Raw genomic sequence first — 24,867 nt, 5'->3', positions numbered from 1 at the left:
CGGGCGCCCTAAAGTAAGCGAACACTGAAATACAGAGTGACTTGCATTGGCCGTGCTTCCCCTTATCCGTCGCCTCCTCGGTAAAAGAACCGACAGCCTCGACGACTCACCCATCCCTGCATTTTTTCAGCAAAAAGCCGAGCAACAGGGCTTTACCCTGAGCACCGGTCAAACCCGCGCCATTGCTGCGCTGGCCCGTGAAACCCAGCACCTGCTGGCCGGCCAGCCCACCCGCAGCCTGTATTTGCACGGGCCGGTGGGGCGCGGCAAAAGCTGGCTGCTGGATGGTTTTTTTCAGGCGTTGCCGATTACCGAGAAGCAACGTGTGCACTTCCATGACTTTTTTGCCCAACTGCATCGCGGCATGTTCAAGCATCGCGGGCAAGACGATGCCCTGGCCTTGACCCTGGATGAACTGCTGACGGACTGCCGGGTGCTGTGTTTCGACGAATTCCACGTCCACGACATCGGCGATGCCATGCTGATATCGCGGCTGTTCAAGGCGCTGTTCGGACGCGGTGTGCTGGTGCTGGTAACGTCCAACTATGCGCCGCAAGACTTGCTACCCAACCCCCTGTATCACGAGCGTTTCAAGCCGGTGATCGACCTGATCGCCGCGCGTATGGAGGTGCTGGAAGTCAGCTCGCCCCAGGATTTTCGCAGCCTGCCCCAGACTCGGAGCGCGCAACGCTTTACCAGCGGTCACTATGTCTGGCCGGGGACCGCGAGCCAGCGCGAAGCACTCGGTTTGCCTCCTGTAAACTGCACGCCTCAGCCCTTGCCCGTCGGCACTCGAACCTTGATATGTCGCCGCCATACAGGCCGCTCCATTGCCTTCACCTTCAACGACCTGTGCGAACAGTTGACGGCAGTGATGGACTACTTGCTGCTGTGCCAGGACTACGATTACTGGGTCATCGACGGCTTGCCACCACTGGCGGAGTGCCCGATTGCCGTGCAGCAGCGATTCATCAACCTGGTGGACGTACTCTACGACCGGGACAAGCAACTGATTCTGATCGGCGAGCAGCCCCTCAACATTGCCTTGGGTGGCCAAGCCATCGACCTCGCCCGCACCGCCAGCCGTCTCGGACAATTGCAACAGGCCAGCCCGCAACGCTCGCGCGACCCGGTATCATGAACGCCATTCACGCCCCCTTGCCGAGTGACTGCGCCGTTCATGAATACCCTCGCCCAACTCAAGGCCGGCCAACTGGCCGGTATCACACGGCTGGACCTGTCCTGCGGACTGGCCGAATTCCCCCAGGAAATTTTCGAACTGGCCGACTCGCTGGAGATCCTCAACCTCAGCGGTAACGCCCTGAGCAGCCTGCCCGACGACCTGCACCGCCTGCCTCACCTGCGCGTGCTGTTTTGCTCGAATAACCTCTTTACTGAACTGCCAGCCTGCCTGGGCGAGTGCACCAGACTGAGCATGATCGGCTTCAAGGCCAACCAGATCCGCCACGTGCCTGCCGCCGCGTTACCGCCGTTGTTGCGCTGGCTGATCCTGACCGATAACCAGATCAGCGAGCTGCCTGACGAGTTGGGCGAACGGCCATTGCTGCAAAAACTGATGCTGGCCGGCAACCGACTGACGCACCTGCCGGAAAGCCTGACCCACTGCCACAACCTCGAATTGCTGCGTATCGCCTCCAACCGCTTCACCCAGCTGCCGGAATGGCTACTGGCCCTGCCAAGCCTGACCTGGCTGGCCTATGCCGGTAACCCGGTGGAAATGGCGATGGAGGTGGCAGGTGATGACGCCACACCACATATTCCCTGGTCCGAACTGGAACTGGCCGAAGTCCTCGGCGAAGGCGCTTCCGGCGTTATCCGCAAAGCGCTGTGGAAACCGTCAGGCAAACCCGTCGCGGTCAAACTCTATAAAGGCACCATCACCAGCGACGGCTCACCGCTGCACGAAATGCAGGCCTGCATTGCTGCCGGGCTGCACCCCAACCTGATCAAGGTTGAAGGCCGCGTTATCGGCCACCCCGATGACCAGGCCGCACTGGTGATGGACCTGATCGACCCGAGCTACCGCAACCTTGCAGCCCTGCCGAGCCTGGCCTCGTGCACCCGGGATATCTACGAACCGGGCGTGCGCTTTAGCGTTGAAGTGGCCTTGCGCATGGCGCGGGGTATCGCCTCGGTGGGCGCGCATTTGCACCGGCATGGCATTACCCATGGCGATCTGTATGGCCACAACATTTTGTGGAATGAAGCCGGGGATTGTTTGCTCGGGGACTTTGGCGCAGCGTCGTTCCATGCCACGGCGGACACCGTGGAAACCAGAGCGCTGCAACGGATTGAAGTGCGCGCGTTCGGGGTGTTGCTGGGGGAGTTGTTGGAGCGGGTTGAGTCGGGAGTGAACGCGCAGTGGAGGGAGCTGCAAAGAAAGTGCTGTCAACCAGAGGTGATGGCACGGCCTGGCTTCGAGGAAATCGAAGCGCTGCTGAACCAGGGCTAAAACCCAATCCAACTGTGGGAGCTGGCTTGCCTGCGATGAGGTCGTGTCATTCACCTTTCCAGTGACTGATACACCGCCATCGCAGGCAAGCCAGCTCCCACATTTTTTACCGCGTTTTAGCCAGCCAGGCCGACGAACATATCCTGCACGTCATCATGGTTGTCCAGGCCTTCCAGGAAGGCTTCGACTTCAGCCATCTGCTCGGCGCTCAAACCGCTCACCGGGTTTTTCGAGAGGTAACCCAGCTTGGCCGACAACACGGTAAAGCCCTGCTCCGGCAGCGCCTTCTGTACAGCATCCAGGTCGGTGGTTTCGGTGATGAACAGGGTGGTGCCCTCTTCCTCGCCGTCTTCGAAATCCTGGGCCCCGGCTTCAATCGCGGCCATTTCCGGATCGGCGTCCGGGCTGTCCGGCGAGGCTTCGATCAGGCCGACGTGGTTGAAGTCCCAAGCCACGGAGCCGGAGGCGCCCAGTTGGCCCTTGCGGAACGCCACACGGATTTCAGCCACCGTGCGGTTGATGTTGTCGGTCACGCACTCGACGATCAGCGGCACCTGGTGCGGCGCGAACCCTTCGTAGGTCACACGGTGGTATTGCACGGTCTCGCCGAGCAGACCGGCACCTTTCTTGATGGCGCGTTCCAGGGTTTCCTTGGGCATCGAGGCCTTTTTGGCCTGTTCCACCACCAGACGCAGGTGGGCGTTGGTCGCGGTGTCGGCGCCGTTGCGGGCGGCGATGGTGATTTCTTTCACCAGCTTGCCGAAGATCTTGCCCTTGGCATTGGATGCCGCTTCTTTATGTTTGACTTTCCACTGTGCGCCCATGACTCACTCTCTTTTCGTCCATCGCGCCGAAACGTCTACTGGCCGGCGCTTTGGGGGCAGAGTTTATAGCGCAAGAACGCATCGTTCCACCAAAAAACCGTCAGGGTGCCAACTCGAAAAATGCCTGGATCAAGCGCAATGAGCGCCGCCGCTCCATGCAACCAAGCATGTGGCGATTCAGCAGCCCTTCGCCCTGGATCGGCACGGCGCACACGCGCGGGTCCGGGCTGACTTCCATCGACGACACCACGCCTACGCCCAACTCGGCAGCAACGGCCTCGGTCACCGCCTCACGGCTGTCGAGTTCCAGCAGCACCTTGGGCTGTAGACCGGCAGCCAGGCAGGCGTCATCAAAGGTGCGCCGGGTGATGGAGCTGGGCTCGCGCAGCACCATGATCACGTCGTTAAGCTGACCCAGGCGGATACCCTTGGGCAGCGTCGCCCAGGGGTGACTGACAGGCACCAGCGCGCAGATCCGCGACTCGCTCAAAGGTTGCAAATGCAGGCCATTGCGCGGTTCGACCTCGGTAAGTACCGCCACATCCGCATGCTCGGACAACAACGCGGCCAGGGTTTCCTGAGCGTTGCCCAAGCGCAGGTTGACGGTAATCCCAGGGTAACGCGCGCGCAGGCTGGCGATCATCGGCATCACCAGATGCGGGCCGTCCGCCGCCACTTCCAGGCGCCCGGTGAGCAATTGCTGGTTGGCCTCCAGCATCGCCTGCGCTTCATCTACCAGGCCGAAGATCGCCCGCGTGATCGCCGCCAGGCGCGCGCCCTCCTCCGTCACCTCTACCCGACGTGCGGTACGCCGCAGCAACGGGATCTGGTAGTGCTCTTCCAGCGCCTTGATATGCCCGGTTACCGCGGGTTGGCTGATGAACAGCCGCGCCGCCGCACGGGTAAAACTGCCCTCGCGGGCCACGGCATCGAATGCGCGCAATTGAAACAGAGTCATAGCTATCGGCCTCACTGATAGCTCGCATAACAACAAACAATTTGATTGATGACAAGCCAAACTGCAATTTAGTCGCCGTAGCTTCAGCCCCCGATGCCTTGCGAGAATTCGAAATGACCACCGCGCCGATCCTGCTGACCCCTGGCCCCCTGACCACCTCCGCCCGGACCCGTCAGGCAATGATGGTGGACTGGGGTTCATGGGATGACCGTTTCAACCAGCTCACCGCCAGTGCGTGCGAACACTTGCTGGCGATTCTCAACGGCGCCGACACTCACCATTGCGTGCCCTTGCAAGGCAGCGGCACGTTCGCCGTCGAAGCCGCCATCGGCACCCTCGTACCGCGCAATGGCAAGGTGCTGGTGCTGATCAACGGCGCCTATGGCAAGCGCCTGGCCAGGATCTGCGACGTGCTCGGCCGCGATTTCAGCACCTTTGAAACCGCCGAAGACGAACCGACCACCGCCGCCGACGTCGACCGCCTGCTGCAGGCCGACAAGGCCATCACCCACGTCGCGCTGATCCACTGCGAAACCAGCACCGGCATTCTCAACCCACTGCCGGAAATCGCCCAGGTCATTAAAAACCACGGCAAGCGCTTGATCATCGACGCCATGAGCTCCTTTGGTGCGCTGCCGATCAACGCCCATGAAGTGCCGTTCGACGCACTGATTGCCGCCTCCGGCAAATGCCTGGAAGGCGTACCGGGGATGGGGTTTGTCTTCGCCGAAAAAACCGCGTTGGCCGCGGCCCAAGGTAACTGCCACTCCCTGGCGATGGACCTGTTTGACCAGCACAGCTACATGGCCAAGACCGGCCAATGGCGTTTCACCCCGCCGACCCACGTGGTCGCCGCCCTGCACGAAGCGCTGCTGCAATACGTTGAAGAAGGCGGCCTGCCCGCGCGCCATCGACGCTATGCACGCAACTGCCAGGTGCTGCTGGATGGCATGGCCGAACTGGGCCTGCGCAGCTTCCTGCCGGCGGCGATCCAGGCGCCGATCATCGTCACCTTCCATGCTCCGCAAGACCCGCACTATCAATTCAAGGATTTTTACGAGCGGGTCAAGGCGAAGGGTTTCATCCTGTATCCGGGCAAGTTGACCCAGGTGGAAACCTTTCGCGTGGGCTGCATCGGCCATGTCGACGCCACCGACATGCACGCCGCCGTCACCGCCATTGCCGAGGCACTGCAAGCCATGGGCATCACCCTTTCTTCCTTCGGAGCACACGCATGAACTACCAGAACCCCAATGCCCTGCAAGCTGTGATCCTCGACTGGGCCGGCACCGTGGTCGATTTCGGCTCCTTCGCACCCACGCAGATTTTTGTCGAAGCCTTTGCCGAGTTCGATGTGCAAGTCTCCATCGAAGAAGCCCGCGGCCCGATGGGCATGGGCAAGTGGGATCACATCCGCACCCTCTGCGACCAGCCGCAGGTCGCCGAGCGCTACCGCAAGGCGTTCGGCCGCACGCCGACCGATGACGACGTAACCGCCATCTACCAACGCTTCATGCCGTTGCAGATCGAGAAGATCGCCGAACACTCGGCGCTGATTCCCGGTGCCCTCGACACCATCGCACGCCTGCGCGTGCAAGGCATAAAGATCGGTTCCTGCTCCGGCTACCCCAAACAAGTGATGGATAAAGTCGTCGCCCTGGCGGCCACCAACGGTTATATCGCCGACCATGTAGTCGCGACCGATGAAGTGCCCAACGGCCGCCCATGGCCGGCCCAGGCGCTGGCGAATGTGATCGCGCTGGGCATCGATGATGTGGCAGCGTGCGTGAAAGTCGACGACACCGTGCCCGGCATCCTCGAAGGCCGCCGCGCCGGGATGTGGACCGTGGCCCTGACCTGCTCCGGCAACGCACTGGGATTGACCTACGCGCAGTTCCGCGCCCTTGACACCGCCACCCTGGCCAGCGAGCGCAAGCGCGTCGAAGCGATGTTCGAAGGCTCGCGCCCGCACTACCTGATCGACACCATCAACGACCTGCCTTCGGTGATCGCCGACATCAATGCGCGCCTGGCCCGTGGGGAAATGCCGCAGAGCCACTGATAGAGGTCAAAACAACGGCATTTGCGTGGGGCAAAACGCTCAAAATCGGCTTACAGTTAACGCACTGCGTCACCAAAGAACGCAATGTTGTTCCGTGAATAAACTGTACCTGATAAGTGAGGAACCCAGCGATGCCGTGGAAAAACTCCGATACGCGCTACAGCACCATGTCGATCGCGTTGCACTGGTTGATGGTGGTGCTGCTGGCGGTGGTCTACGCCTGCATTGAACTGCGTGGCCAGTTTCCGAAAGGCAGCGGTGCGCGAACGTTGATCGTCGAAATGCACTTTATGTTTGGCCTTACCGTGTTTGTGCTGGTGTGGCTGCGGTTGTTTGCGCGCAGCCTGGGGGTTGCCCCCAAGATCGTGCCGGCACCGCCGCAATGGCAGAGCCTGCTGGCGACGCTGATGCATGTCGCGCTGTACGCGCTAATGATCGGCATGCCGATTGCCGGCTGGCTGATTGTGAGTGCCGAGGGGCATTCGGTGATGTTCTATGGCATGGAGTTGCCGCCGTTGATTGGCGAGAACAAGGACCTCGCCAAGCGGATTGAAGGCTGGCATGTCTGGTTCGGCAAGGTCGGTTATTGGCTGATCGGGCTGCATGCACTGGCGGGGATTGCCCACCATTACGTCCTGCGGGACAACACGGCGTTGCGGATGATGCCGGGGCGGTTTGCCAAGAAAACTGCTGAATGATGGAACGCGATTACGGCATGGGTAGCGTGCTGCGTCGTGCCTGTGACGGTCTGGCAGTCAAATAGGTTGGATCGAGGGTAACCGGTTCAAATGTGGGAGCTGGCTTGCCTGCGAATGCGGTAGGCCAGGTACAGATATGCCAATTGACACCCCTCTTCGCGAGCAAGCCCGCTCCCACAGGGGTTCTGTGTCAGGCATTGAACCCTCGGCGGCCTTGCAGGCCGCCGGTGTGCACGAAGATCAGGCGGGTGCCGGAAGTAAAGCGCCCTGCTTCGATCTGCGCCTTCAAGGCCAGTAACGCCTTGCCGGTGTAGAGCGGCTCCAATGGCAAGCCGCAGGCCCGCTCTGTGGTTTCGATAAACTCGAGCAGCAGCGGATCGACCTTGGCAAAGCCACCTCGGCTGGCGTCCACCAGCTCATACCCACCTTGAACGATAGACTCCACGTTCTGCGCCACACCGTGATCATCCGGCACCGCCATGGCGCCGTGCACCGTGTGTGCACCCGCCTCCGCCAGCACCAGACCGGCCAACGTGGTGCCAGTGCCTGCAGCTAACCACCAAGCGTCGTAACCGGCCCAACCCAACGCGGGCAATTGCGCCCGCACCTGCTCGACCAACACGGAGCAACCCGATGCACCCGCAATACCACCGCCGCCTTCAGGCACGGGATGCAGATGGGGATACTGCTCACGCCACGGCAGCCAAAAGTCCGGTTCATGGCGCGCGCGATAACCGCCATACCCCAGCCAATGCAATTGCATGCCAAATGCCTTCAAGTCGAGGACAGTAGGGGTGTCTTGTGGATGCCCGCGCAGCAGGCCTACGGTGGGGAAGTCAAAGCGCTTGCCGGCGGCGGCTAACGCGTGCAAATGGTTGGAGTAAGCGCCGCCCAGGCTGATGATGCCGCGGGCGTTTTGCGCCTGCGCTAAATGCCCGCTGAGCTTGAACCATTTGTTGCCACTGATCAGCGGGTCGATACAATCCAGGCGCAACACGGCCAGCTCGACACCTTGCAGCCAATCCAGCTGCAAGGGTTCAAGCGGTGCGCGGGGAAGCCAATCGAAGGGGCCCATCGGGACATCTGTATGAAAAACGGGGCGGTAGTCTAACACCGCCCCGTTTGGGTTCTTACAGTTCGGCAGCGAGGCGTGAACCCTGATTGATAGCGCGCTTGGCATCCAGCTCGGCCGCCACATCGGCGCCGCCGATCAGGTGCACGGTCTGGCCCGCCGCGACCAGGCCGTCCTGCAGTTCGCGCAGCGGGTCCTGGCCGGCGCAGATGACGATATTGTCCACCGCCAGCACTTGGGGTTCACCCTCGGCGCCAATGCGGATATGCAGGCCTTCATCGTCGATTTTCAAATACTCGACGCTGTTGAGCATCTGCACCTGCTTGTTCTTCAAACCGGTACGGTGGATCCAGCCGGTAGTCTTGCCCAGGCCGTCGCCCACCTTGGAAGTCTTGCGTTGCAGCAAGAACACTTCACGCGCCGGCGCATGGGGTTGCGGTTTGATACCGGCAACACCACCGCGGGCTTGCAGCTGGGTGTCGATGCCCCACTCTTTCCAGAACGCTTCGCGGTCCAGGCTGGTGGACACACCTTGGTGCACGAGGAATTCCGAGACATCGAAACCGATACCACCGGCGCCGATCACCGCTACGCGCTTGCCTACCGGTTTGCGTTCGAGGATCACATCCAGGTAGCTCAGCACCTTGGCACTCTCGACCCCCGGGATCGCCGGGGTACGCGGCGCGATGCCGGTGGCCAGGATGATCTCGTCATAACCACCCGCCGCCAGTTGCGCCACGTCCACACGGGTATTGAGGCAAAGCTCCACGTGGGTGGTCTGCAATTTGCGCTTGAAGTAGCGCAGGGTTTCGAAGAACTCCTCCTTGCCCGGCACGCGCTTGGCGATATTGAACTGGCCGCCGATCTCGCTGGCGGAGTCAAACAGCGTCACCTGATGGCCGCGCTCCGCAGCCACCGTTGCCGCCGCCAGACCGGCAGGACCGGCACCCACCACGGCGATCTTCTTGATTTGCTTCACGGGCAGGTAGTTGAGCTCAGTCTCATAGCACGCGCGCGGGTTGACCAAACAGGTGGTCAGCTTGCCGCCGAAGGTGTGATCCAGGCAGGCCTGATTGCAGCCGATACAGGTGTTGATTTCATCGGCACGGCCAGCGGCAGCCTTGTTGACGAATTCCGGGTCGGCCAGGAATGGGCGTGCCATGGACACCATGTCGGCATCGCCCTCGGCGAGGATCTGCTCGGCGATTTCCGGGGTGTTGATGCGGTTGGTAGTAATCAGCGGAATCTGCACCGCACCGCGCAGTTTGGCGGTGACTTTGCTGAACGCGCCGCGCGGCACCTTGGTGGCGATGGTCGGGATACGCGCTTCGTGCCAGCCAATCCCGGTGTTGATAAGGGTCGCACCGGCGCCTTCGATGGCCTTGGCCAACTGCACGATTTCTTCCCAGGTGCTGCCGCCCTCCACCAGATCGAGCATCGACAGGCGGAAGATAATGATGAAATTCGGGCCCACGGCCTCACGCACACGGCGCACGATATCCACCGCCAGGCGCATGCGGTTTTCGTAGCTACCGCCCCAGCGGTCGGTGCGATGGTTGGTGTGGGCGGCGAGGAACTGGTTAATGAAGTAGCCTTCGGACCCCATGATTTCCACACCGTCGTACTCGGCGACCTGGGCCAGCAACGAACAGGTGACAAAATCCTGGATCTGCTTTTCGATGCCTTCTTCGTCCAGCTCCTTGGGCTTGAACGGGTTGATCGGCGCCTGGATCGCGCTCGGTGCAACTTGTTTAGGGCTGTAGGCATAACGACCGGCATGGAGGATCTGCATGCAGATCTTGCCGCCCGCCTCATGCACGGCTTTGGTCACGATCTTGTGTTTTTGCGCTTCTTCGTCGGTGGTCAGCTTGGCCGCGCCGGCGTACACCCCGCCTTCGTCATTCGGGCCAATGCCGCCGGTGACCATCAGGCCAACGCCGCCACGGGCGCGCTCGGCAAAATAAGCGGCCATGCGTTCGAAACCGCCGGGTTTTTCTTCAAGGCCCGTGTGCATCGAGCCCATCAGGGTACGGTTACGCAAGGTGGTAAAACCCAGGTCCAACGGGGCCAGCAGGTGCGGGTAGGCAATAGCGGTCATGGTCAAGCTCCACAACGGATCATCACGGGGGCGTGGCGGGCTCATGCGGTCCGCCATCGGTTTATGTCCCACAGACTAAGAGCCGATGGACGCCCGCTCAATGACTGAAACTGACAAGTTATTGATCCAAATGCACAGCGCCCCTTGGCAAGCCGGCCCATGGGCCCTACCCTAGTCGGCGAACCCTGCCATGGGTTTTCACTTGTGATGAGATTATTTGCACTTAAAAATGAAAACCACGTGCCTTGCGAACTCCGGTTTAGAAGATGAAACCAGGGGCAACACCGCAAAAAGGGTGCAATAGTGCCTAAGATATCTTCCACAATAGCTGCTATGCCCAGTTGTCTATACGGCCGGATGTGCAGTAGATCATTTGCTCGTCAAAACCCTGAAGTGCGTCCCGAGCACGGTGGCCCGGAAAAAAAGTGTCACCGGTTACTCAATCGGGGGGTTCGAAGGCGCCAGCGACAGCTTTTATTTATTTCCGACAGACTTTATTTCGTACCTTCACTTCGATCGCTCATAGAGAACTCACAATGGTGCTTTCCCGCAAAACATAATGTTAGTAATGTCGATTTGAACGTCGTAAGAATGCAAATGGGAGATCGCCAATCACCCTTCAAAAATCGCAAGCCGCTTTCTCGTTGCAGACACGATGACACACTGGTGCTGTCCAGGGGTTTCAATGGGAATGGACTCTTCAATGATTTTAGAAAATTAAAGCTGTCTCAAGAAAATTATGGCCGTCGCAGGAGTCAACGAGGGTCACCCACCTCGGCTCCTGTCACGCCTCTGATTCTAACTTCCCACGACCTTCCTGCCTGTCTTGGCGAGCGCCTGATAACGCGAATTCAGAACGACGAATCTTTACGTTCGCATGCTAAACGAAACCCGTTCATCCAAAATCTTGTTCTCGACAAAAAAGTTGCAGAAAGTTTATCACGCTGTAATTGGAGCTCTAGGCAGGTAAAATTAATTTTTGATCATCTCGGCTGGCACGGATGCTTTGGCTTTCAACAGACTACTTCGTCAACATACTAACCATCCCTTGAAAGCTGCTTTTAAGTCAAGATTCAACCATTCATTTTCAGCTCGTGATTACTTATTCATATACGAGAAGCTCGACAGAGCGTCGGAGCAGAGCGCTTACTTCCCTGCCTGCGCCGACGAGGTTCGCCAAAATCTGGGATACACGTATTGGCGTCGCTTTCTTCCTGAGGTTAAAGTGTGGGCTAAGCACAATGTTGAATTGCTGAAGAAATGTCAGTTTTGCGACAAGCCCTTTGCAGAGAGGGGCATGCCGTGAGCGTCATGTGGGCAGGGTGCTCCGGACGCCACCTAGGCGAGGTAAGGCACGTGATGAACCTCGACCCGGGCGCACTGCGTTTGGCACAATTCCTCGTTAAGCTCTGTCGGGCGAATCAGCTTATTTACATAGATGCAGCAGCGGCAGTTATTGAGCAGGAGCTAATCAATAATCGCGCGACCAATCTTGCCGCTCAGAAGGACTTCGCGAATGTGGCTAAGTTTCAGCACTATATTGAACTCTGCCGTCTGGACGATATGGACGAAATGTCGAGACTACCCGAAAACAGAAAGCCCAAGTGAGAGATGCAATCGGGCGGATTGTGATGGCGCTTTATACTTGATATGGCCCTAACTCTTTGTCAATGCTACACGGCTTCTGCGGACTGAGCGGTATCGCGGAACATGTTTTGGATGCGTCGTGCCTGTCTAAGGTATACGAGGGCGCCGAAGAAGCAGCCCTCGCACAGATGCACTTCGTACTGCGCACCCTCGTATGACGCGCCGTAACCTCAGTAGGCCAATAGAACCCCGTACTCGACGTTGCCGCTGTCTAGGCGCATGGAGCAATCGCACACGTCGGTCGCAACGTACGTCGGTGACTACGCCGCCCCCCATGCGGCTCGTGATTTTCATCGGGCAGGCCCTCATCTTCTCGTTTTATGAGATTTGTGAGCCGTGCTCGACTTGACGCCTGAGGCACGACCGGTCAACGGCTGTCGGGTGGGGAGGAGCCACGCCTTGGTTTGCTCTTAGTGCGCTTTCGAGGTTTGCGTTCAGCAGCGGCGAGCACTCTGTCTGGCGCGAGCGCGAGCAGGGCCTTTGGTGCTATCCCGCCAAGCGTCGAATTTTCGGACTGAAACCATGCAGCTATTGACCATGCGTTCATCCTGGCGCTCAGGATTGAGAGCGTCTTATGAAGGCTTTCGATTGGCCGGTAGCCGTTCGTGCCATCCAACCCATAAATAGGGAAGAAATCGACTTTGCCAGGCCGTAGTGAAAAATCCGCCCATCAGCGAGCATCTGATCGGGATCAACGACCACCTCGTGACTGCTGGCGGATGCCAGCTGAAGCCACTGCCCTCGTGAAATCCAGTCCCCGCTCTCGAAGATCCCGGAGCGGATGGTGCCTTGAGCTACACCCTTGTCCAGAAGCGATCGAGGGATTGATTCTGCCGGGAGGAAGCAGTCGATGATGATATCGAGCACCTTTTGTGAATAATCTGCGAGGCGCCACTCAAAGAGCTCGTTGAACATCTGTAAGCCGGCTAAATAGGCCTCGATTGTGCTATCTGAATTGGCTTCAATCGAGATAGTGGCATGCAGAGCTACACTGCCTTCTGATGTACCTGAGGGAGCATGAGGCTCGCGCTGGGTACGAATATGTGCGAATGGTACCGTCATGTTCATCTCCCGGATGGAGCTGTGTGGGCCTTTGCCTGAGTTATGCCGCTTATTGCCAACTGTGGGAAAGAGCCTATCCGCGAGATCACTGGCGTGCCGAGCGTACAAAGCCACTGTGCCTGCCGCTGGCTTCTGACCCGGTACGAATGCACCCACTCGTCCTTGGGTAATTTTCAGTATATTCAGAAATTGTTGACTCACCCTGCCGGCGTCGAAGTGCTCGACCAGCGGCCACGACGGTACAGAAATGCTACTCCAGATTTCGACCACTAGTTCATGTAGCCGTCAGGGCCGAGATGCCGCAGCATCAATTCGACCAGCGAGGTAGAAAATGAAGGGGCGCCGTAAAGTCAGAACAGATAAGTGGCTGATGCAAGATCAGTTCATCAAAGCTGCCAGGGCCACCCTGGCTTCTAAACCCAATGTTGGGCGTTTTATCAACGCTGCGGCACAAGCGGAGGTTGACGAACCTATTGGGATACTCGCTGGCAGTCGAAGGGCTGCTGAGGGATCGTCAAAACGTCATGACGATCAGAAATGACCGCTGCCTCTCTAAGTCCCGTCATTTCTCCGCAACCACAGCCCTAACCAGTCAGAGCTCCCAGCGCGGCGCGAGATATTGGGATCAACCGCTCACCAACCGCGGGCACGCTTGAATATACGTTAAGGCCGCGTCGGTTCGGGTTGCGACAGTTTTGCGTTTCCTCCACGAGAGGCTATAGGCCGCGAAACACGGTACCCTTCCGCAAAATTTTAATTCTCTAAATTCATCGAGGTTGGAAACGTCCGAGCGGCCCGGATGCACGCCTGCACCGGCTGCGACAATTGCATCTGGTCGCCCATCAGGACGATGTTTCGCACAGCCACGCCCATCGCGACCGAATTCGCCACACTTACCCGAGGAGATTTTGCCCTGGCGCTTGAGCACTTTGCCGAGCATGAACCAGAGCCGAGCTGGTTTTTCTACTTGACCGAAGGTGCTCATTGTTCCCACTGGCTATACATCCTCCACCTCATGCAAATCCTAGCAATCCTGCACGTAAACGTGCGCCAGCATGTAGCGCTCAACCTTACCGTTCAAAGCGCTCGCCCTGCTGTACGGCTATGTCGGGGCAATTCCTGTTGTACTGGCGGAATGCAGATCGCACAAGCTGGCGGCCGAACCTGAATTGTGAGACCACTATTCAAGATCGTCCCCTTGGTTGGGATTACTGGGGTCGGAGATGGAATTGAAGTTAATGGCCGCAGGAATGCCAGACGTCCTCGCCATGGCACCTGCCGATGCGTTGAAGCGAGCTCGTCAGTAATACCGCCGGCATCTCTTTGCACTTACCGGATGGCGCGAGCTTAATACATCGCGGCCGACAGGCCGTGATTGATCAAGGCGATCAGGGTGCGCGGCGCCAGTACCGGTGAGAAAAATTCGCATCGGCTACCGCCCCGGTGGCGGTCTCACTCACGCCGCCACTCACCAAACGGCGCGTGTCCATCGATGTAGCGGGTGGCTGACTGAACGTCGCGCCAGCCCACATAATCCATCAGTGCCTTGGTCCCCCAGGCATTGCGGCTGGCCCACGTGGCGAACCCGCGGCGCAGCGAATGGCTGCTGTAGCGTTCGCCGTCGAGACCGTTGCGGGCGAACGCCAGGCGTAACAGACGTGAGATGCTGTTCGGGTTCAGCCCCGTCGCCCGGATATGGCCCCAGCGATCGATCGCCCGGAACACCGGCCCCTGTTCGAAACCGCTCTGCGCCAGCCAATCCTCATAAGCCTGAACCGGACACAAGCGTTTCAACGCCGGCAAGGTGAAGGTCCGGCCACGATGACTGCGATCGGTCTTGCCGCTGCCCAGGAACAGCTCCAGCCCCTGCCCGGCGTCCAGCCGAACATGCTCCACCTGCAAGCGACACAGGTCGTCCGCGCGAAAAGCGCGCCAGAAGCCCATCAGGACCAGGGCCTGATCGCGATAGGCGCGCAGGCGAACACTTGCGTCTTCGCTGTTCCGCTGCGCCTGTAAAGCCTCGATACAAGCCTCCAGCGCATTGAGTTGCAGCGCGCGGGCCTGCTTGACCGGCTGCGGGTGCTCGGCCTGGATCCCGCGCAGGACGTCGCGCACCTGCGGCAGCTTAGTAGGATCGACAAAGCCGTGTTGTTGGTGCCACTGGGCCAGGGCGGCCAGGTGGGTGCGCAGCGTGCCGACCGACAGCTGCTCGGCGTGCCCTGCCAGATAACGCACCACGCTATCACCGGACGCCGGCAGCAGTCCGCCCCACTCCTGTTCATAATGTTCGAGCGCTCGCTGGTAGCGACGCTCGGTGCTCGCTCGGCGCGCCGCCTTGAGATAACGGTCAGTTGCAGAACTCATCTCGCACTTCTCATTGCATACCGCCGCGTGGGCATGAAAGGCGAAAACCGCTTATCACGTTTGAGAATTCAGGATTCTCGAACCCCAGTCTGTCCGATTTCTAGGTGTGGGCGTCACGGTTGTACACGTGTACATCCATACTGCTTGAACGGTACGAAAAAATCGGAGCAAGCCATGGCCCGTTCTGGAATCAACAAAGCGCAGGTTCAGTGCGCGCGCGATGCCTTGCTGGCGCGCGGCTTGGCACCGAGCATTGAGGCGGTGCGGACCGAACTGGGTCACACCGGCTCTAAGACCACCATAAATCGCTACCTGCGTGAGCTGGCGGACGCCGAGCCGCAGCCGCCACGGGTAAGCCTATCCGAGGAACTACAAGCATTCATTCAGAGTGTAGCTGCACGGCTGGCCCGCGAGGCACAGGATAGTGTGGCCGCGGATCGCGCCCGCCTCGAGCGCCAACAGGCGGCCTATCAGCAACAGCGCGCAGTGGACAGTGCGCGCTTTGAGCAATTGCAAATCGCTCATACCGCCCAAGGCGACGAATACCGCGTATTGAGTCAGCGCGAGGTGGAACTCAATAGCCAATTACAGCGCATTGAAGGTGAACGGCAGCGTCTGGAGGAAGCCTGCCGGCAACAGGTACAACTGCTCGAGGAGCGGCTAGGGCAAATCCGATCACTGGAAATGAAGCACCAGCAGGCCCGGGAGGCCATGAGTCACTACCGCGAGCAGCATCAGATCCAGCGTCAGGAAGAGCTGCAACGTCATGCTGAACAGATGGGCCAAGCTCAGATAGAGATGCGTGGTCTGCGCGAGCAACTGACGGTGCGCCAAGAAGAACTGACCCAGTTATATCGGGATCTTGAGCGCACGAATAGTGCGCACGGACACCTCCAACAACAGTTGCGTCAGCTCGAACGTCAAGTGGCCCTCACCCAGCAGCAACGGGTCAGCCAAGATGCCGCTCTGGCCAAGTCTCGCCAGGACGGCGAAACCATGGCGAGTGATCTCGCAGCCCAGCACGAGAAGGCAAAGTATTACCTGTTGGCGCATCGTCAAGATCAGCGGCTGATTCGTGCTCAGGCCAAGCAAATAAACCGTCTGCAGGCTTTCATGCACCTGGCCCAGATTGACCACCCGGGCCCATGAAGGTTTTGAGAAGGGCCATCAGAAGCTGCTCAGCAAGGGGCTATTACAGGTAGCGTACAGAGTAATCTCAGAGAGGCTCAGTGCCACGGATCTTCGAGCTCTCCCCTTCCGCGCATATTCTGATGCAATGTTTGATCGCCAGTCGGCGCAAGCGTGTGCAGTTATTCGCGCTATCGTTATTCTCCTCCTTCCCCGCCCGCTTAATCGACAGAAGTGGAGCACCTCTGCGAAGTAACATCATTAATTCACCCTTCCACGAACCTAGCCAATCAATGAAGACACCGGGCAAATCTCAGCGGAAGACTCCATGAGCTTTTGGATCTACCCCTGCTATTGCTTGCGTAGCTTCACGCCGGAATACTGATGACCGTGCTCGCCAATTTCGCCGATGCGCGCCTGACCCGCATATACAAATCGGCCGGTTTGTCGACGGAAGTGCCCTCCGCCGCCGAACGCAAGGCATCTACGGTGCAAGAACAAGAGCGCTCGCCCAAGTACCACAGCCACACGATACAGTCGTCGGTCCAACCAGATACCCATCCTTGGCGGATAAGACATTCACCTAAACGGATTTGCCCCTGCAGCAGGTAGTCAAAGGACTGTTCACTGTCCAGCCAATATTTGATATCTCCCAACAGCCCTTGATCCACCAGGATCTTGACTGCGCTCCAGAGCGGCACTGCCAGCTTTCTGTCTGAAGGCCGTAGGCACATCAATTCGCAACAAGCCGCGAAGTTCTTGCGTAACCAGCTTCTTTCAAATAGCCATTGTGGAGACTGAGACCGTAGAATCGCCAAGAGTGGAGCTAGGTTATGCCAGTCTGGACAACTGCAGAGCAGAGCGAGCGAGTTCGAGCGAAATATCTCCAGCCCCTCGCCGTCCATGCGCGTGCCGCTGACGATCTCCTCAATGGATCTCTGCCCGCACGAAGGCTTCAACAGCGACCACAGCGATGAATCGAAAACTGCTCGCAGTCCCGAAAATCGCTCATACAGCAGAGTTCGAGAAGGCTCAGAGGCGACGGCCCCGATGAACCGGCGTCTCCACAACCTGAGTAGTTCAGGAGGGGTTGCCTCACCAGGGAGAACGGTCCTGTCCAATGTAGCCTCACAGCCAGCCACTTCCCGAGAATCGCTAGCGCAGCCATACGCCTCGGCGACCGAAATCGAGAACGCGATCGCACGCGCGCGTCTGATCTCGGAGGTATGCAGACGGCTATCCCTCATGAGCAGCCTCCTCTTAGAAACAGGATGGTTAGGCGACTACATCCGCTTGCGATCCGTCCAGCATGTAGCAGCACTACAAATAATGTAGTCCGGCTACACCGCTCTGCAAGCGAGGCCGATACCAGAAAATTTTCAATGGGGCAGATAACACATGCGAATATTTATATATTTATTAACTAATTGATTTTGTTGAAAACAATATCATCTTAATTGATAGATTTTGCATTCTCGATGGTCTGGAGTTCGGCGTAACCATCAGCGACGATAATGTCCAGCACGGGTTAAAAGTTCCCCAATATTCACGCCGATGAAAGTGGCTAGTGCCGGCAACTTCAGCGTCGCGTGGACCGTGGGACGACTTGGCACGTCTCGTGGCCAATGCGTCGGACGTGAAATATGCACGGGCCGCTAGAGCCATGCTGAGGAGTAACCACCATTCATCGGCGTCACGAAATGGCGCCACAACCGGAGCACACGTCAAGCGGGCTCAACAAAGCATAGCGTCAGACGTGAGCATGCTCGCACTAACACCGATAACGACTGGGGCTGCGCTTAAGCATCCCTACCGACGGAGGTCGTGGACATGACGATGCCACATGAGCGCACCAGAACTGTAGTCCAGACGGGGGAATTCTTGGCCGAGCTAGCGCAGGACCAGGCACTTCCCTACCGAGTCCGGCAAAACGCAAAATTCCTGCTGCGTCATTACCCGAGCCGTTTCGTCGTTCTCCTGGCGGGCAGGCTTGAAGAGGAAGGCGGATCGATTCTGGAAATTGCTGGACCGATTTTCAGCTCATCTCTGGAAGCCCCGCCACTAAAAGCAGTGCAATCTGTGATCAATGACGTGACAGCAGTCATTACCTTCAAAGCCCCGGGCAGAGTCATGCAGAAAATTTCAGTCAGGATCACGGACGGGCTCGGCCAGGCGACTCTCGACATCTTGGAACAGGTCATTGACGAGGCCAGGTGCCTGATGTCCCAAGGATCAATTTACAAGACGCCGGAGTCCTCCCTGGCGTTATGGGAGCGTGTAGCGTTGGCGCAAGCACAGATCAATCTGCTGAATAATGGTGACTGGATATCCGACCGCGAGCTGGGCACTTTGGCTGAGCTGCCATCGGAAACTGTCCATCTTCAGGTGGAGAAGTGGAAATCCTCCGGACTGATTTTCTATCTGCGTCATTTGGGCACTGATTATTTCCCTAGATACGTTCTCGATGCCAAGAACTCCTATCGACCTCTCACGGGACTTGCTCCGGTGATCACGGCGCTGATCCCTATCGAGGATAACTGGCGATTGGCCTTCTGGTTCGACACGCCCTGTAGCGCACTCGGTGGTCAGCGCCCTAAAGACCGCATTCAAATTGCCCCGCAGGACGTATTGAAAGCCGCAAAAGCAAAGCGATCGGACAGCGTGCCGGATTGAAGCGGCCAAACTACCTGGCAGCGATCATTCAGGCGCCAAGGCAGTTCATGGGTATGGGAGAGAATTATTCAGGCTTGAAATGCGGTAAGCAACACAAGGAGTGTGGCGGTTACGCCCTCTGAGAGAACTACATGTGGCGGTGAACAGGCCGATTGTTGGACGGCAACGTATTAAAGATGACTGATCTAGGATCAGGAGAATGGTCATGGGCAAGCCAATCGAAGTCAGGAAAGTCGCAGCAAAAAATGGCTATGGCAAACACCTGCTATTTTTTCCTTCACGAAAAACTCACTCGCAGGTCATCTGCCACAGCGTTTTAGAGGCCGATTACTGCGTCTTTCTTGAATACGATCCAAACGTTGTCAGCTACTGCAAGCCTGAGCCGCTGCTGGTCACGGTGAACGGTCGCGAGCGCAAGTATCAGCCAGACTTTTGCATTGAAACCGTGGATCAGACTACCTATACCGAAGTGAAGGTCGATTTCAACGAGCTTTCCACACGGGTCAGATCGAAACTGCAGGCTGCTAAATCTTCGATCGAGGCGCTAGGGAGTGAGCTGATATTCGCAGATATAGACAGTATCCGAGCGGGGACGAAGCTGAGAAATCTGAAGTTCCTATACTTCCACTCCTTCAATGTATCCGCGGACGAATTCGGCGGCTGCCAGCGGCTCCTGTCTGTATTGGACTATCCCGTGTCCCTGCGGGCTCTCCTAAGCCACCCTGCCGAAGTACGTGAACGTGCAATTTATCGAGCGATGTTCGAGCGGTTGGTGGAATACGACCTAGGTGAGCGTCTGACGCTGGACTCGTGCATCGTTGGAGAGCGGCATGCCCTTTAGCAACCCCAAGCCCGGGGCGCAGTACAGGCTGGATGGACAAGTCTACGAGATCATCAGCATCAATGATGACGATATCGCGATGTGCTCGCTCATTCATAAGTACCGCCGATTCATCACACGGATACATTTTGCAGATATGGAGCTGAAGGGCAGACTGGTGCTGCATCGACAGGCCGCCATTGATATCGGTCCCTGCGCTCGATGGACCTCACTGCCTGAACATGAGCAGCAACGAGCTACGCGCAATCGAGCCTATGTGGATGCCTGCCTGACTGAACTGGGTGGCAGCCTTCCTCAGGAAGCCGCAAAAGAGATGATTGCGCAAGTCGCAGCCCGGATCGGCGATCAACATCCACCGGGGGTGTCCAGCGTATGGCGGTGGAAAAGGCGCTATCTCGTCGGTGACCTAGAACCAATTGCTCTCGCTCGACAAAAACCCAGACGACGGCGCAAGAGGCTAGCGGCTGGGGCCGAGGAGTTAATCGACCATTACATCGACACGGTGTACCTCAAACCTGAGCGGCCATCGCTGACACACGCCTACAAGCTGCTTCTGGGTCACATCCTCCACGACAACAAGGAACGCCTTCGCTCCGGAGGCAACCCCCAGAAGCCTCCCTCATACGCCACTTTTCGTCGCAGGGCGCTCGCGATGGATCGTTACTACGTCACATCACGAAGAGAGGGCAAGAAGGCTGCCAGGCGGTTGAACAAGGCTAGCGGGAAGCTGTTCATTGATGATGACCCTTACGCTTGCACCGTTTTTGACAGCCATGATCTCAATGTCATGGTCAAGGATAAAAAGACCGGAACGGTGGGCCGCGCGGTCCTGTCGGCGCATCTGGTTCCGGCCACCAGGGAAGTTTCGGGTTGGGATATCTCGCTCGGAACACCCAGTGCAGAAAAGATGATGCGCGCCACCATCCGGGCAATTCTTGCTAACGGCAAAATGGCCGGCATCGTGTCTGATCACGGTTCGGAAATTTTGAACGTGTGGGGGATTACCACCTTCGACAAACTGGGCATCGATCCGGACTTCGTTCCGGTGGGAGAACCAGACGCTAAATTGATCGAGCGGTTTAACGGTACCGTTAGCGTCGGCTTTTCAAACAACTTGCCGGGCACCACAAAATCCTCGCCGACCGAACGCGGGGATTATGCCTCTGAAGAATACGCCTGCTTGGATCTTGAACAGCTTCGTACATCCTTCGAAATGTGGTTGAAGGCGTATCACAACACTTGGCAGGACGACCTATGCGCGAGCCCTGCGCTGAAAAAAGAACAGCTAAGCACCAGCGCCCTGCCTGCCGAGCGCTATGACGAAGAAGAGCTCAAGCAACACTGCCTGAGCCGATGGGAGTACCGGCTCACGGGTGGCCGTGTCGTCAGCCATCATCTTTCTTGGCACGGCGTAGGCTTGCCCGAAATCAGGCAGCGGCTCAAAAAAATCAGAAAGCGATCGTGCGCTACAACCCCTGCGACTTGGGGAAAGTCTGGGTCGCCCATCCAGACACACCCGAGGACTGGCGCGAGGCGATCGCCGACAGGCCCGAGTATCAAAATGACCTTACTTTGGGTGATCACGAGTTGGTCGTGGCAAAACTGCTGGCGGAGAAGAAAGCTTTTAATACCGACGATGCATTGATTGCCTTGTATGAACTGGCCGACTACATAGAGGACTGCAAAAAAGCCACCAATAAGAAACACAAAACCACCGCATCATCGTCTGTCTTTACTGAGTCGGATGAACGATCAAATACCACAGACATCCGCCAGCCTCGTGACGCCGCTGGACTGAAGGATGAAGAGGATTTTGAGAGCGTATACACCCAACGAGGGGATACCGGTGATGATCCCTGAAACCAGGACTAAGCTGAAAATGTTGGCTAGCCTCACTATCCTACATCCCGGGTACAGTGCAGCACTCGAGACTATCCATCGTGCCATTGATCTAGGCGAAGCAATTGGGGATAGCTGCGGGTCAATCCTGCTGGGGGATCCAGGAACTGGTAAAAGCCGGATTTGCGACCAGCTTATATCAGAATATCCCCGGAAGCATTTTGTCGACCTGGACGGCGACAAGCAGAGAATCATACCGGTTTTTTACTGCAGGGTGCCTAACGACTCTACGGTCAAATCGCTCATGACTAGCGCGCTCAGGGAATTTAGCGACCACAGGGAGTATCGGTCTCACGAAGCTCTTGAGCATTGCCTCTTGCATAATCTCAAGAGTTGCCAGACTCAGTTGGTGATAATGGATGAATGGCAGCACCTCTATCGGACTGAAACGGACAGAGCCATAAAATATGCGGCCGAGTTCGCCAAAACGCTTATGGACGCTTTTGGCCGACCTATTTTATTCGTTGGCGAACAACGGTATGAATATGCCTTCAACTGCCATAGCGCTTTAGCCGATCGCTGCCCCTATAGAGCACACCTCTACCCTTTTACCCTAGCAACACTAGAAAGCCAAAAAATATTTACAAAAATTATCAGGGCCTATGAGCGACTCCTAAGACGAGAGCTAGGGTTTGAAGAGGTGCCGGAGATGACTGACGAAAAGTTGGTCCTCGCATTCTATACAGCCACTGGCGGAAACTTTCGCGGACTCTTCAACATCCTCAAAGAATCCGTCATAACAGCTTTGCGCCGGGACAATAGCATTTTCTCCATGGACGACTTGATCGTTGGATGCGGCGCGGTCGAGGTCAAATCACGGCTTACAACTAAGAACTCTTTTACACTAGGCATTGGCGAGCTTAAAAAAATTATCGCACAAAAGTCCAAAGGTAAGATGCAATGAATCAGCTGAACTATTATCCTTTGCCCAAACCTCAAGAAAGCGCTATATCGCTGATTTTCCGTTGTGCAGCGGGTAATGGTATTTCAACGGCGCACCTGCTTGTGGAAGCGAGCACGGATGGGCGAGCCGTTAAAAAGGCGCGCGCACTGTGGCAAGGCTTTGGCCCATGTGAGCTCCTAACAAGTTATGACGGCCTCTCTAGTGAGGAGGCGGAAGCAATCAGATCATGCTTCTACAGATCCGTACGTCACGATAAGTATCCTTATGTGGAAGTAGCAGGTATAGCCTTCCCATCGCCCCTACTGAGACAGCATCTTGCGCTCTGTCCTGGCTGTGCAAGGGATGGCTACCTGAACCATATGCACATATTTACCTTCAATGAAACCTGTCCAGCTCATGGTGAGCGCTACATAACTCAATGTCCTAATTGCAAAAAACCATTAAACTGGCCCGAACTCAGCGACTATATCTGCCCATGCAAGTTCGATCTGAGAGAAACACCGACAACCGAATTCAACACTCAAACGTCGAGGCTCATCAGCAACGCCGTAGAAGCAAAAAATGAGCATTTCTTTACTCTGCTATTAGCAGCGATCGCTGCCATGCGATTCTTGCATACCGTTGATAATCGTCCTTTGATCATAGATCACTGCGCACGAATAGCCACCGGAAACAAAACCCTATTCTTCCGAGAAATGGATAGAATTCAAGAACATTTTCCCAGCTTGCACAGACGAGCCATTCTGGCGCCGCTCATCCTGAGTGACAATGTGATACTCGGCGAGTATGCCATGGAGTATTTGTTCCGGAGTTCCCAAACTCAGCCTATGAGCCATCCATTTCAGTGCCTATGTGGGCAGTTAAGTTACACTGGAAAGGAGCTGAGCTTTATCCTAAACACCCACAACATTGTTCAAACGAAGGGGCGGGATTTGTCGCTGAATGCTGTGGCCCTTGCCGAAAATGAACCGGCGTCTCAGCAACGCTACCAATGCCATGAATTGTGCAAACTTCTTCATAGCCAGAGGGATCTTCAGTGGGATAATGAGGACCTCCCTGGCGAACCAGGTGAAAGCTTTGATCTGCTCGGTTTAAAGTCGGCTGCAGTTTTCTTGGACACCACCACAAGCATTGTTCGCGCGCTCATCACTTCAGGACTACTGAAAGGTCATTCAGTATCTCATCCCAATGGATGGAGGACTTCACTAGAGTCTCTGCAGAAGTTCGGCCAAAAATACGCGCTGAGATCTGAAATAGTACGCAGGAGTGGTCTCGAAGGTGGGAGCCTGAAAAAGTTACTTACGGGACTTGCCCCCATGTCAATCAACATCACTCGATTTGGAAGCAGGCTACTGATTTACCAGCGAAAGCACCTTTCAGAAGAAATGAGATTGCGACTGGATAAAAAAGACCTCGCTTTTTTGCAGCCGCTGCTACCTGCGGATGGCTTGTTGTCATTTAAAACAGTGGAAAAAAATCTCAATCTCGATACTAAGGATGTCAGGGAACTTCGGGAAGCTGGGATTTTATTGACGGCTCCCTGTATTGGCAACAGGGGGGCGAGAAGCGAACGCTGCACTGCTGAGGGAGTACAGCTCGCAACCGAATGGCGCAAACAGCATCTGTCCGTATCTGAGTTATCAAAAATAACTGGATATAGTACGCGAACTATTCACATGAGATATCTGGATACCGGTGCGATTCCGTTCATTAAGCTTAATGCCTATTTCATGCACGTCGATTCTGCAAAAATTATCGAAAAGCACTTAAACTTGTATATTACTTGGAGCGATCTCTGCTCGATGACGGAAATGGGGGTAGGAGCTTTAAATTCGTTCCTCGAAAAAAAATTACTTATTCCGCTGACACCAGAGCACGCAGATGCTGTCAAGGGACTGATCCTTTTCAAAGCCAATGAGGCCAAGCAGTTTGTTACGGAACATTGTAACAAGAAATTCAGGGAGGTTCGGAGACCCACTCCTCGTTATGTTACCGCGAGACGTCCTGACTTTAAGACCTCTCTGAGTACCCCTGAGCAGCTCGATGTAATCGTTCGCACCTGCTGCTTCTCCCTCCGCTCATAACGTACTGGAAAGGGCTAAGAACGTGCCCTACGGTTCTTGATCATTATCAGTAAGGGACCGGCAAACCCACCTTCCGACCC

The 24,867-nt window shown here is 56.9% G+C and carries 20 protein-coding genes; 13 read left to right on the top strand and 7 right to left on the bottom strand.

Annotated elements, in window-relative coordinates; translation table 11 throughout:
- The first annotated feature begins 46 nt into the window (after positions 1–46).
- Both zapE and AB4O35_RS17250 read left to right on the top strand, forming a co-directional pair.
- Complete coding sequence (gene zapE / locus AB4O35_RS17255) at positions 47–1,141, top strand: cell division protein ZapE (RefSeq protein ID WP_065946338.1); 1,095 nt, start codon at positions 47–49, stop codon at positions 1,139–1,141.
- A gap of 39 nt (positions 1,142–1,180) precedes the next feature.
- Positions 1,181–2,473, top strand: a complete 1,293-nt coding sequence (locus AB4O35_RS17250) for a protein kinase (protein WP_065946339.1) — start codon at positions 1,181–1,183, stop codon at positions 2,471–2,473.
- Positions 2,474–2,589: 116 nt separating this feature from the next.
- On the opposite strand, the gene AB4O35_RS17245 is transcribed toward AB4O35_RS17250, so the two are convergent.
- Positions 2,590–3,297 (bottom strand): YebC/PmpR family DNA-binding transcriptional regulator, encoded by a 708-nt coding sequence (locus AB4O35_RS17245; RefSeq protein WP_049712595.1) that lies wholly within the window; start codon positions 3,295–3,297, stop codon positions 2,590–2,592.
- 100 nt (positions 3,298–3,397) lie between these two features.
- On the bottom strand, positions 3,398–4,255 hold the full coding sequence (locus AB4O35_RS17240) for a LysR substrate-binding domain-containing protein (protein ID WP_065946340.1): 858 nt from the start codon (positions 4,253–4,255) through the stop codon (positions 3,398–3,400).
- 113 nt (positions 4,256–4,368) lie between these two features.
- Here AB4O35_RS17240 and AB4O35_RS17235 point away from each other — a divergent pair, with 113 nt between their 5' ends.
- From AB4O35_RS17235 to AB4O35_RS17225, 3 genes are all read left to right on the top strand, one after another.
- The gene (locus AB4O35_RS17235; RefSeq protein WP_065890731.1) at positions 4,369–5,493 is read left to right on the top strand and encodes a 2-aminoethylphosphonate--pyruvate transaminase; all 1,125 of its coding nucleotides are present in this window, start codon (positions 4,369–4,371) and stop codon (positions 5,491–5,493) included.
- The gene (phnX, locus tag AB4O35_RS17230) at positions 5,490–6,317 is read left to right on the top strand and encodes a phosphonoacetaldehyde hydrolase (protein WP_065873481.1); all 828 of its coding nucleotides are present in this window, start codon (positions 5,490–5,492) and stop codon (positions 6,315–6,317) included. Before AB4O35_RS17235 ends, phnX begins: the two co-directional genes overlap by 4 nt.
- Before the next feature lie 131 nt (positions 6,318–6,448).
- Positions 6,449–7,015 (top strand): cytochrome b, encoded by a 567-nt coding sequence (locus AB4O35_RS17225; RefSeq protein ID WP_065946341.1) that lies wholly within the window; start codon positions 6,449–6,451, stop codon positions 7,013–7,015.
- 190 nt (positions 7,016–7,205) lie between these two features.
- On the opposite strand, the gene AB4O35_RS17220 is transcribed toward AB4O35_RS17225, so the two are convergent.
- On the bottom strand, positions 7,206–8,090 hold the full coding sequence (locus AB4O35_RS17220; protein WP_065873483.1) for a 1-aminocyclopropane-1-carboxylate deaminase/D-cysteine desulfhydrase: 885 nt from the start codon (positions 8,088–8,090) through the stop codon (positions 7,206–7,208).
- A 55-nt stretch (positions 8,091–8,145) separates the two neighbouring features.
- On the bottom strand, positions 8,146–10,185 hold the full coding sequence (locus AB4O35_RS17215) for an NADPH-dependent 2,4-dienoyl-CoA reductase (RefSeq protein WP_065946351.1): 2,040 nt from the start codon (positions 10,183–10,185) through the stop codon (positions 8,146–8,148).
- A gap of 1,356 nt (positions 10,186–11,541) precedes the next feature.
- On the opposite strand from AB4O35_RS17215, the gene AB4O35_RS17210 reads away from it, so the two are divergent.
- Complete coding sequence (locus tag AB4O35_RS17210) at positions 11,542–11,793, top strand: hypothetical protein (RefSeq protein ID WP_139114557.1); 252 nt, start codon at positions 11,542–11,544, stop codon at positions 11,791–11,793.
- 594 nt (positions 11,794–12,387) lie between these two features.
- Here the strand turns inward: AB4O35_RS17210 and AB4O35_RS17205 are convergent.
- Together AB4O35_RS17205 and AB4O35_RS17200 are read right to left on the bottom strand one after the other, a co-directional pair.
- Entirely contained in the window at positions 12,388–12,894 is a 507-nt protein-coding gene (locus AB4O35_RS17205; RefSeq protein WP_175403065.1) for a hypothetical protein, read from the bottom strand.
- A 1,452-nt stretch (positions 12,895–14,346) separates the two neighbouring features.
- Positions 14,347–15,258 (bottom strand): site-specific integrase, encoded by a 912-nt coding sequence (locus tag AB4O35_RS17200; protein WP_065873485.1) that lies wholly within the window; start codon positions 15,256–15,258, stop codon positions 14,347–14,349.
- Positions 15,259–15,432: 174 nt separating this feature from the next.
- Here AB4O35_RS17200 and AB4O35_RS17195 point away from each other — a divergent pair, with 174 nt between their 5' ends.
- A complete protein-coding gene (locus AB4O35_RS17195) occupies positions 15,433–16,407 on the top strand; it encodes a DNA-binding protein (RefSeq protein WP_065873486.1) in 975 nt (324 codons plus the stop codon).
- A 347-nt stretch (positions 16,408–16,754) separates the two neighbouring features.
- Here AB4O35_RS17195 and AB4O35_RS17190 read toward each other — a convergent pair whose 3' ends face one another.
- On the bottom strand, positions 16,755–17,087 hold the full coding sequence (locus AB4O35_RS17190; RefSeq protein ID WP_139113208.1) for a hypothetical protein: 333 nt from the start codon (positions 17,085–17,087) through the stop codon (positions 16,755–16,757).
- Positions 17,088–18,216: 1,129 nt separating this feature from the next.
- On the opposite strand from AB4O35_RS17190, the gene AB4O35_RS17185 reads away from it, so the two are divergent.
- The 6 genes from AB4O35_RS17185 to AB4O35_RS17160 all read left to right on the top strand — a co-directional run bounded on the left by AB4O35_RS17185 (position 18,217) and on the right by AB4O35_RS17160 (position 24,787).
- On the top strand, positions 18,217–19,059 hold the full coding sequence (locus AB4O35_RS17185) for a BPSL0761 family protein (protein ID WP_065873488.1): 843 nt from the start codon (positions 18,217–18,219) through the stop codon (positions 19,057–19,059).
- Positions 19,060–19,264: 205 nt separating this feature from the next.
- Positions 19,265–19,900 carry a hypothetical protein gene (locus AB4O35_RS17180; protein ID WP_065873489.1) on the top strand — a complete coding sequence of 212 codons (636 nt, stop codon included), beginning with the start codon at positions 19,265–19,267 and terminating at the stop codon, positions 19,898–19,900.
- Positions 19,890–21,545: a hypothetical protein gene (locus tag AB4O35_RS17175; protein ID WP_460149138.1), complete on the top strand. Its 1,656-nt coding sequence runs from the start codon at positions 19,890–19,892 to the stop codon at positions 21,543–21,545. The genes AB4O35_RS17180 and AB4O35_RS17175 overlap by 11 nt, the downstream gene beginning before the upstream one ends.
- Positions 21,494–21,760, top strand: coding sequence for a hypothetical protein (locus tag AB4O35_RS17170; protein WP_460149137.1), 267 nt, complete (start codon positions 21,494–21,496; stop codon positions 21,758–21,760). Before AB4O35_RS17175 ends, AB4O35_RS17170 begins: the two co-directional genes overlap by 52 nt.
- Entirely contained in the window at positions 21,750–22,703 is a 954-nt protein-coding gene (locus AB4O35_RS17165) for a TniB family NTP-binding protein (protein ID WP_065873491.1), read from the top strand. Before AB4O35_RS17170 ends, AB4O35_RS17165 begins: the two co-directional genes overlap by 11 nt.
- Positions 22,700–24,787: a TniQ family protein gene (locus tag AB4O35_RS17160; RefSeq protein WP_460149135.1), complete on the top strand. Its 2,088-nt coding sequence runs from the start codon at positions 22,700–22,702 to the stop codon at positions 24,785–24,787. Before AB4O35_RS17165 ends, AB4O35_RS17160 begins: the two co-directional genes overlap by 4 nt.
- Positions 24,788–24,867 lie beyond the last annotated feature (80 nt).

This window comes from Pseudomonas sp. H1_A03 (genome assembly GCF_054685145.1).
This window is presented reverse-complemented; position numbering and strand designations above follow the sequence as displayed.

What these genes read in the sequence shown, in the direction of transcription:
- AB4O35_RS17250 (WP_065946339.1), top strand. Translation starts at nt 1,181, where the DNA reads ATGAATACCCTCGCCCAACTCAAGGCCGGCCAACTGGCCGGTATCACA.
- AB4O35_RS17245 (WP_049712595.1), bottom strand. Translation starts at nt 3,297, where the DNA reads ATGGGCGCACAGTGGAAAGTCAAACATAAAGAAGCGGCATCCAATGCC.
- AB4O35_RS17240 (WP_065946340.1), bottom strand. Translation starts at nt 4,255, where the DNA reads ATGACTCTGTTTCAATTGCGCGCATTCGATGCCGTGGCCCGCGAGGGC.
- AB4O35_RS17235 (WP_065890731.1), top strand. Translation starts at nt 4,369, where the DNA reads ATGACCACCGCGCCGATCCTGCTGACCCCTGGCCCCCTGACCACCTCC.
- phnX (WP_065873481.1), top strand. Translation starts at nt 5,490, where the DNA reads ATGAACTACCAGAACCCCAATGCCCTGCAAGCTGTGATCCTCGACTGG.
- AB4O35_RS17225 (WP_065946341.1), top strand. Translation starts at nt 6,449, where the DNA reads ATGCCGTGGAAAAACTCCGATACGCGCTACAGCACCATGTCGATCGCG.
- AB4O35_RS17220 (WP_065873483.1), bottom strand. Translation starts at nt 8,090, where the DNA reads ATGGGCCCCTTCGATTGGCTTCCCCGCGCACCGCTTGAACCCTTGCAG.
- AB4O35_RS17215 (WP_065946351.1), bottom strand. Translation starts at nt 10,185, where the DNA reads ATGACCGCTATTGCCTACCCGCACCTGCTGGCCCCGTTGGACCTGGGT.
- AB4O35_RS17205 (WP_175403065.1), bottom strand. Translation starts at nt 12,894, where the DNA reads ATGACGGTACCATTCGCACATATTCGTACCCAGCGCGAGCCTCATGCT.
- AB4O35_RS17200 (WP_065873485.1), bottom strand. Translation starts at nt 15,258, where the DNA reads ATGAGTTCTGCAACTGACCGTTATCTCAAGGCGGCGCGCCGAGCGAGC.
- AB4O35_RS17195 (WP_065873486.1), top strand. Translation starts at nt 15,433, where the DNA reads ATGGCCCGTTCTGGAATCAACAAAGCGCAGGTTCAGTGCGCGCGCGAT.
- AB4O35_RS17185 (WP_065873488.1), top strand. Translation starts at nt 18,217, where the DNA reads ATGACGATGCCACATGAGCGCACCAGAACTGTAGTCCAGACGGGGGAA.
- AB4O35_RS17180 (WP_065873489.1), top strand. Translation starts at nt 19,265, where the DNA reads ATGGGCAAGCCAATCGAAGTCAGGAAAGTCGCAGCAAAAAATGGCTAT.
- AB4O35_RS17175 (WP_460149138.1), top strand. Translation starts at nt 19,890, where the DNA reads ATGCCCTTTAGCAACCCCAAGCCCGGGGCGCAGTACAGGCTGGATGGA.
- AB4O35_RS17165 (WP_065873491.1), top strand. Translation starts at nt 21,750, where the DNA reads ATGATCCCTGAAACCAGGACTAAGCTGAAAATGTTGGCTAGCCTCACT.
- AB4O35_RS17160 (WP_460149135.1), top strand. Translation starts at nt 22,700, where the DNA reads ATGAATCAGCTGAACTATTATCCTTTGCCCAAACCTCAAGAAAGCGCT.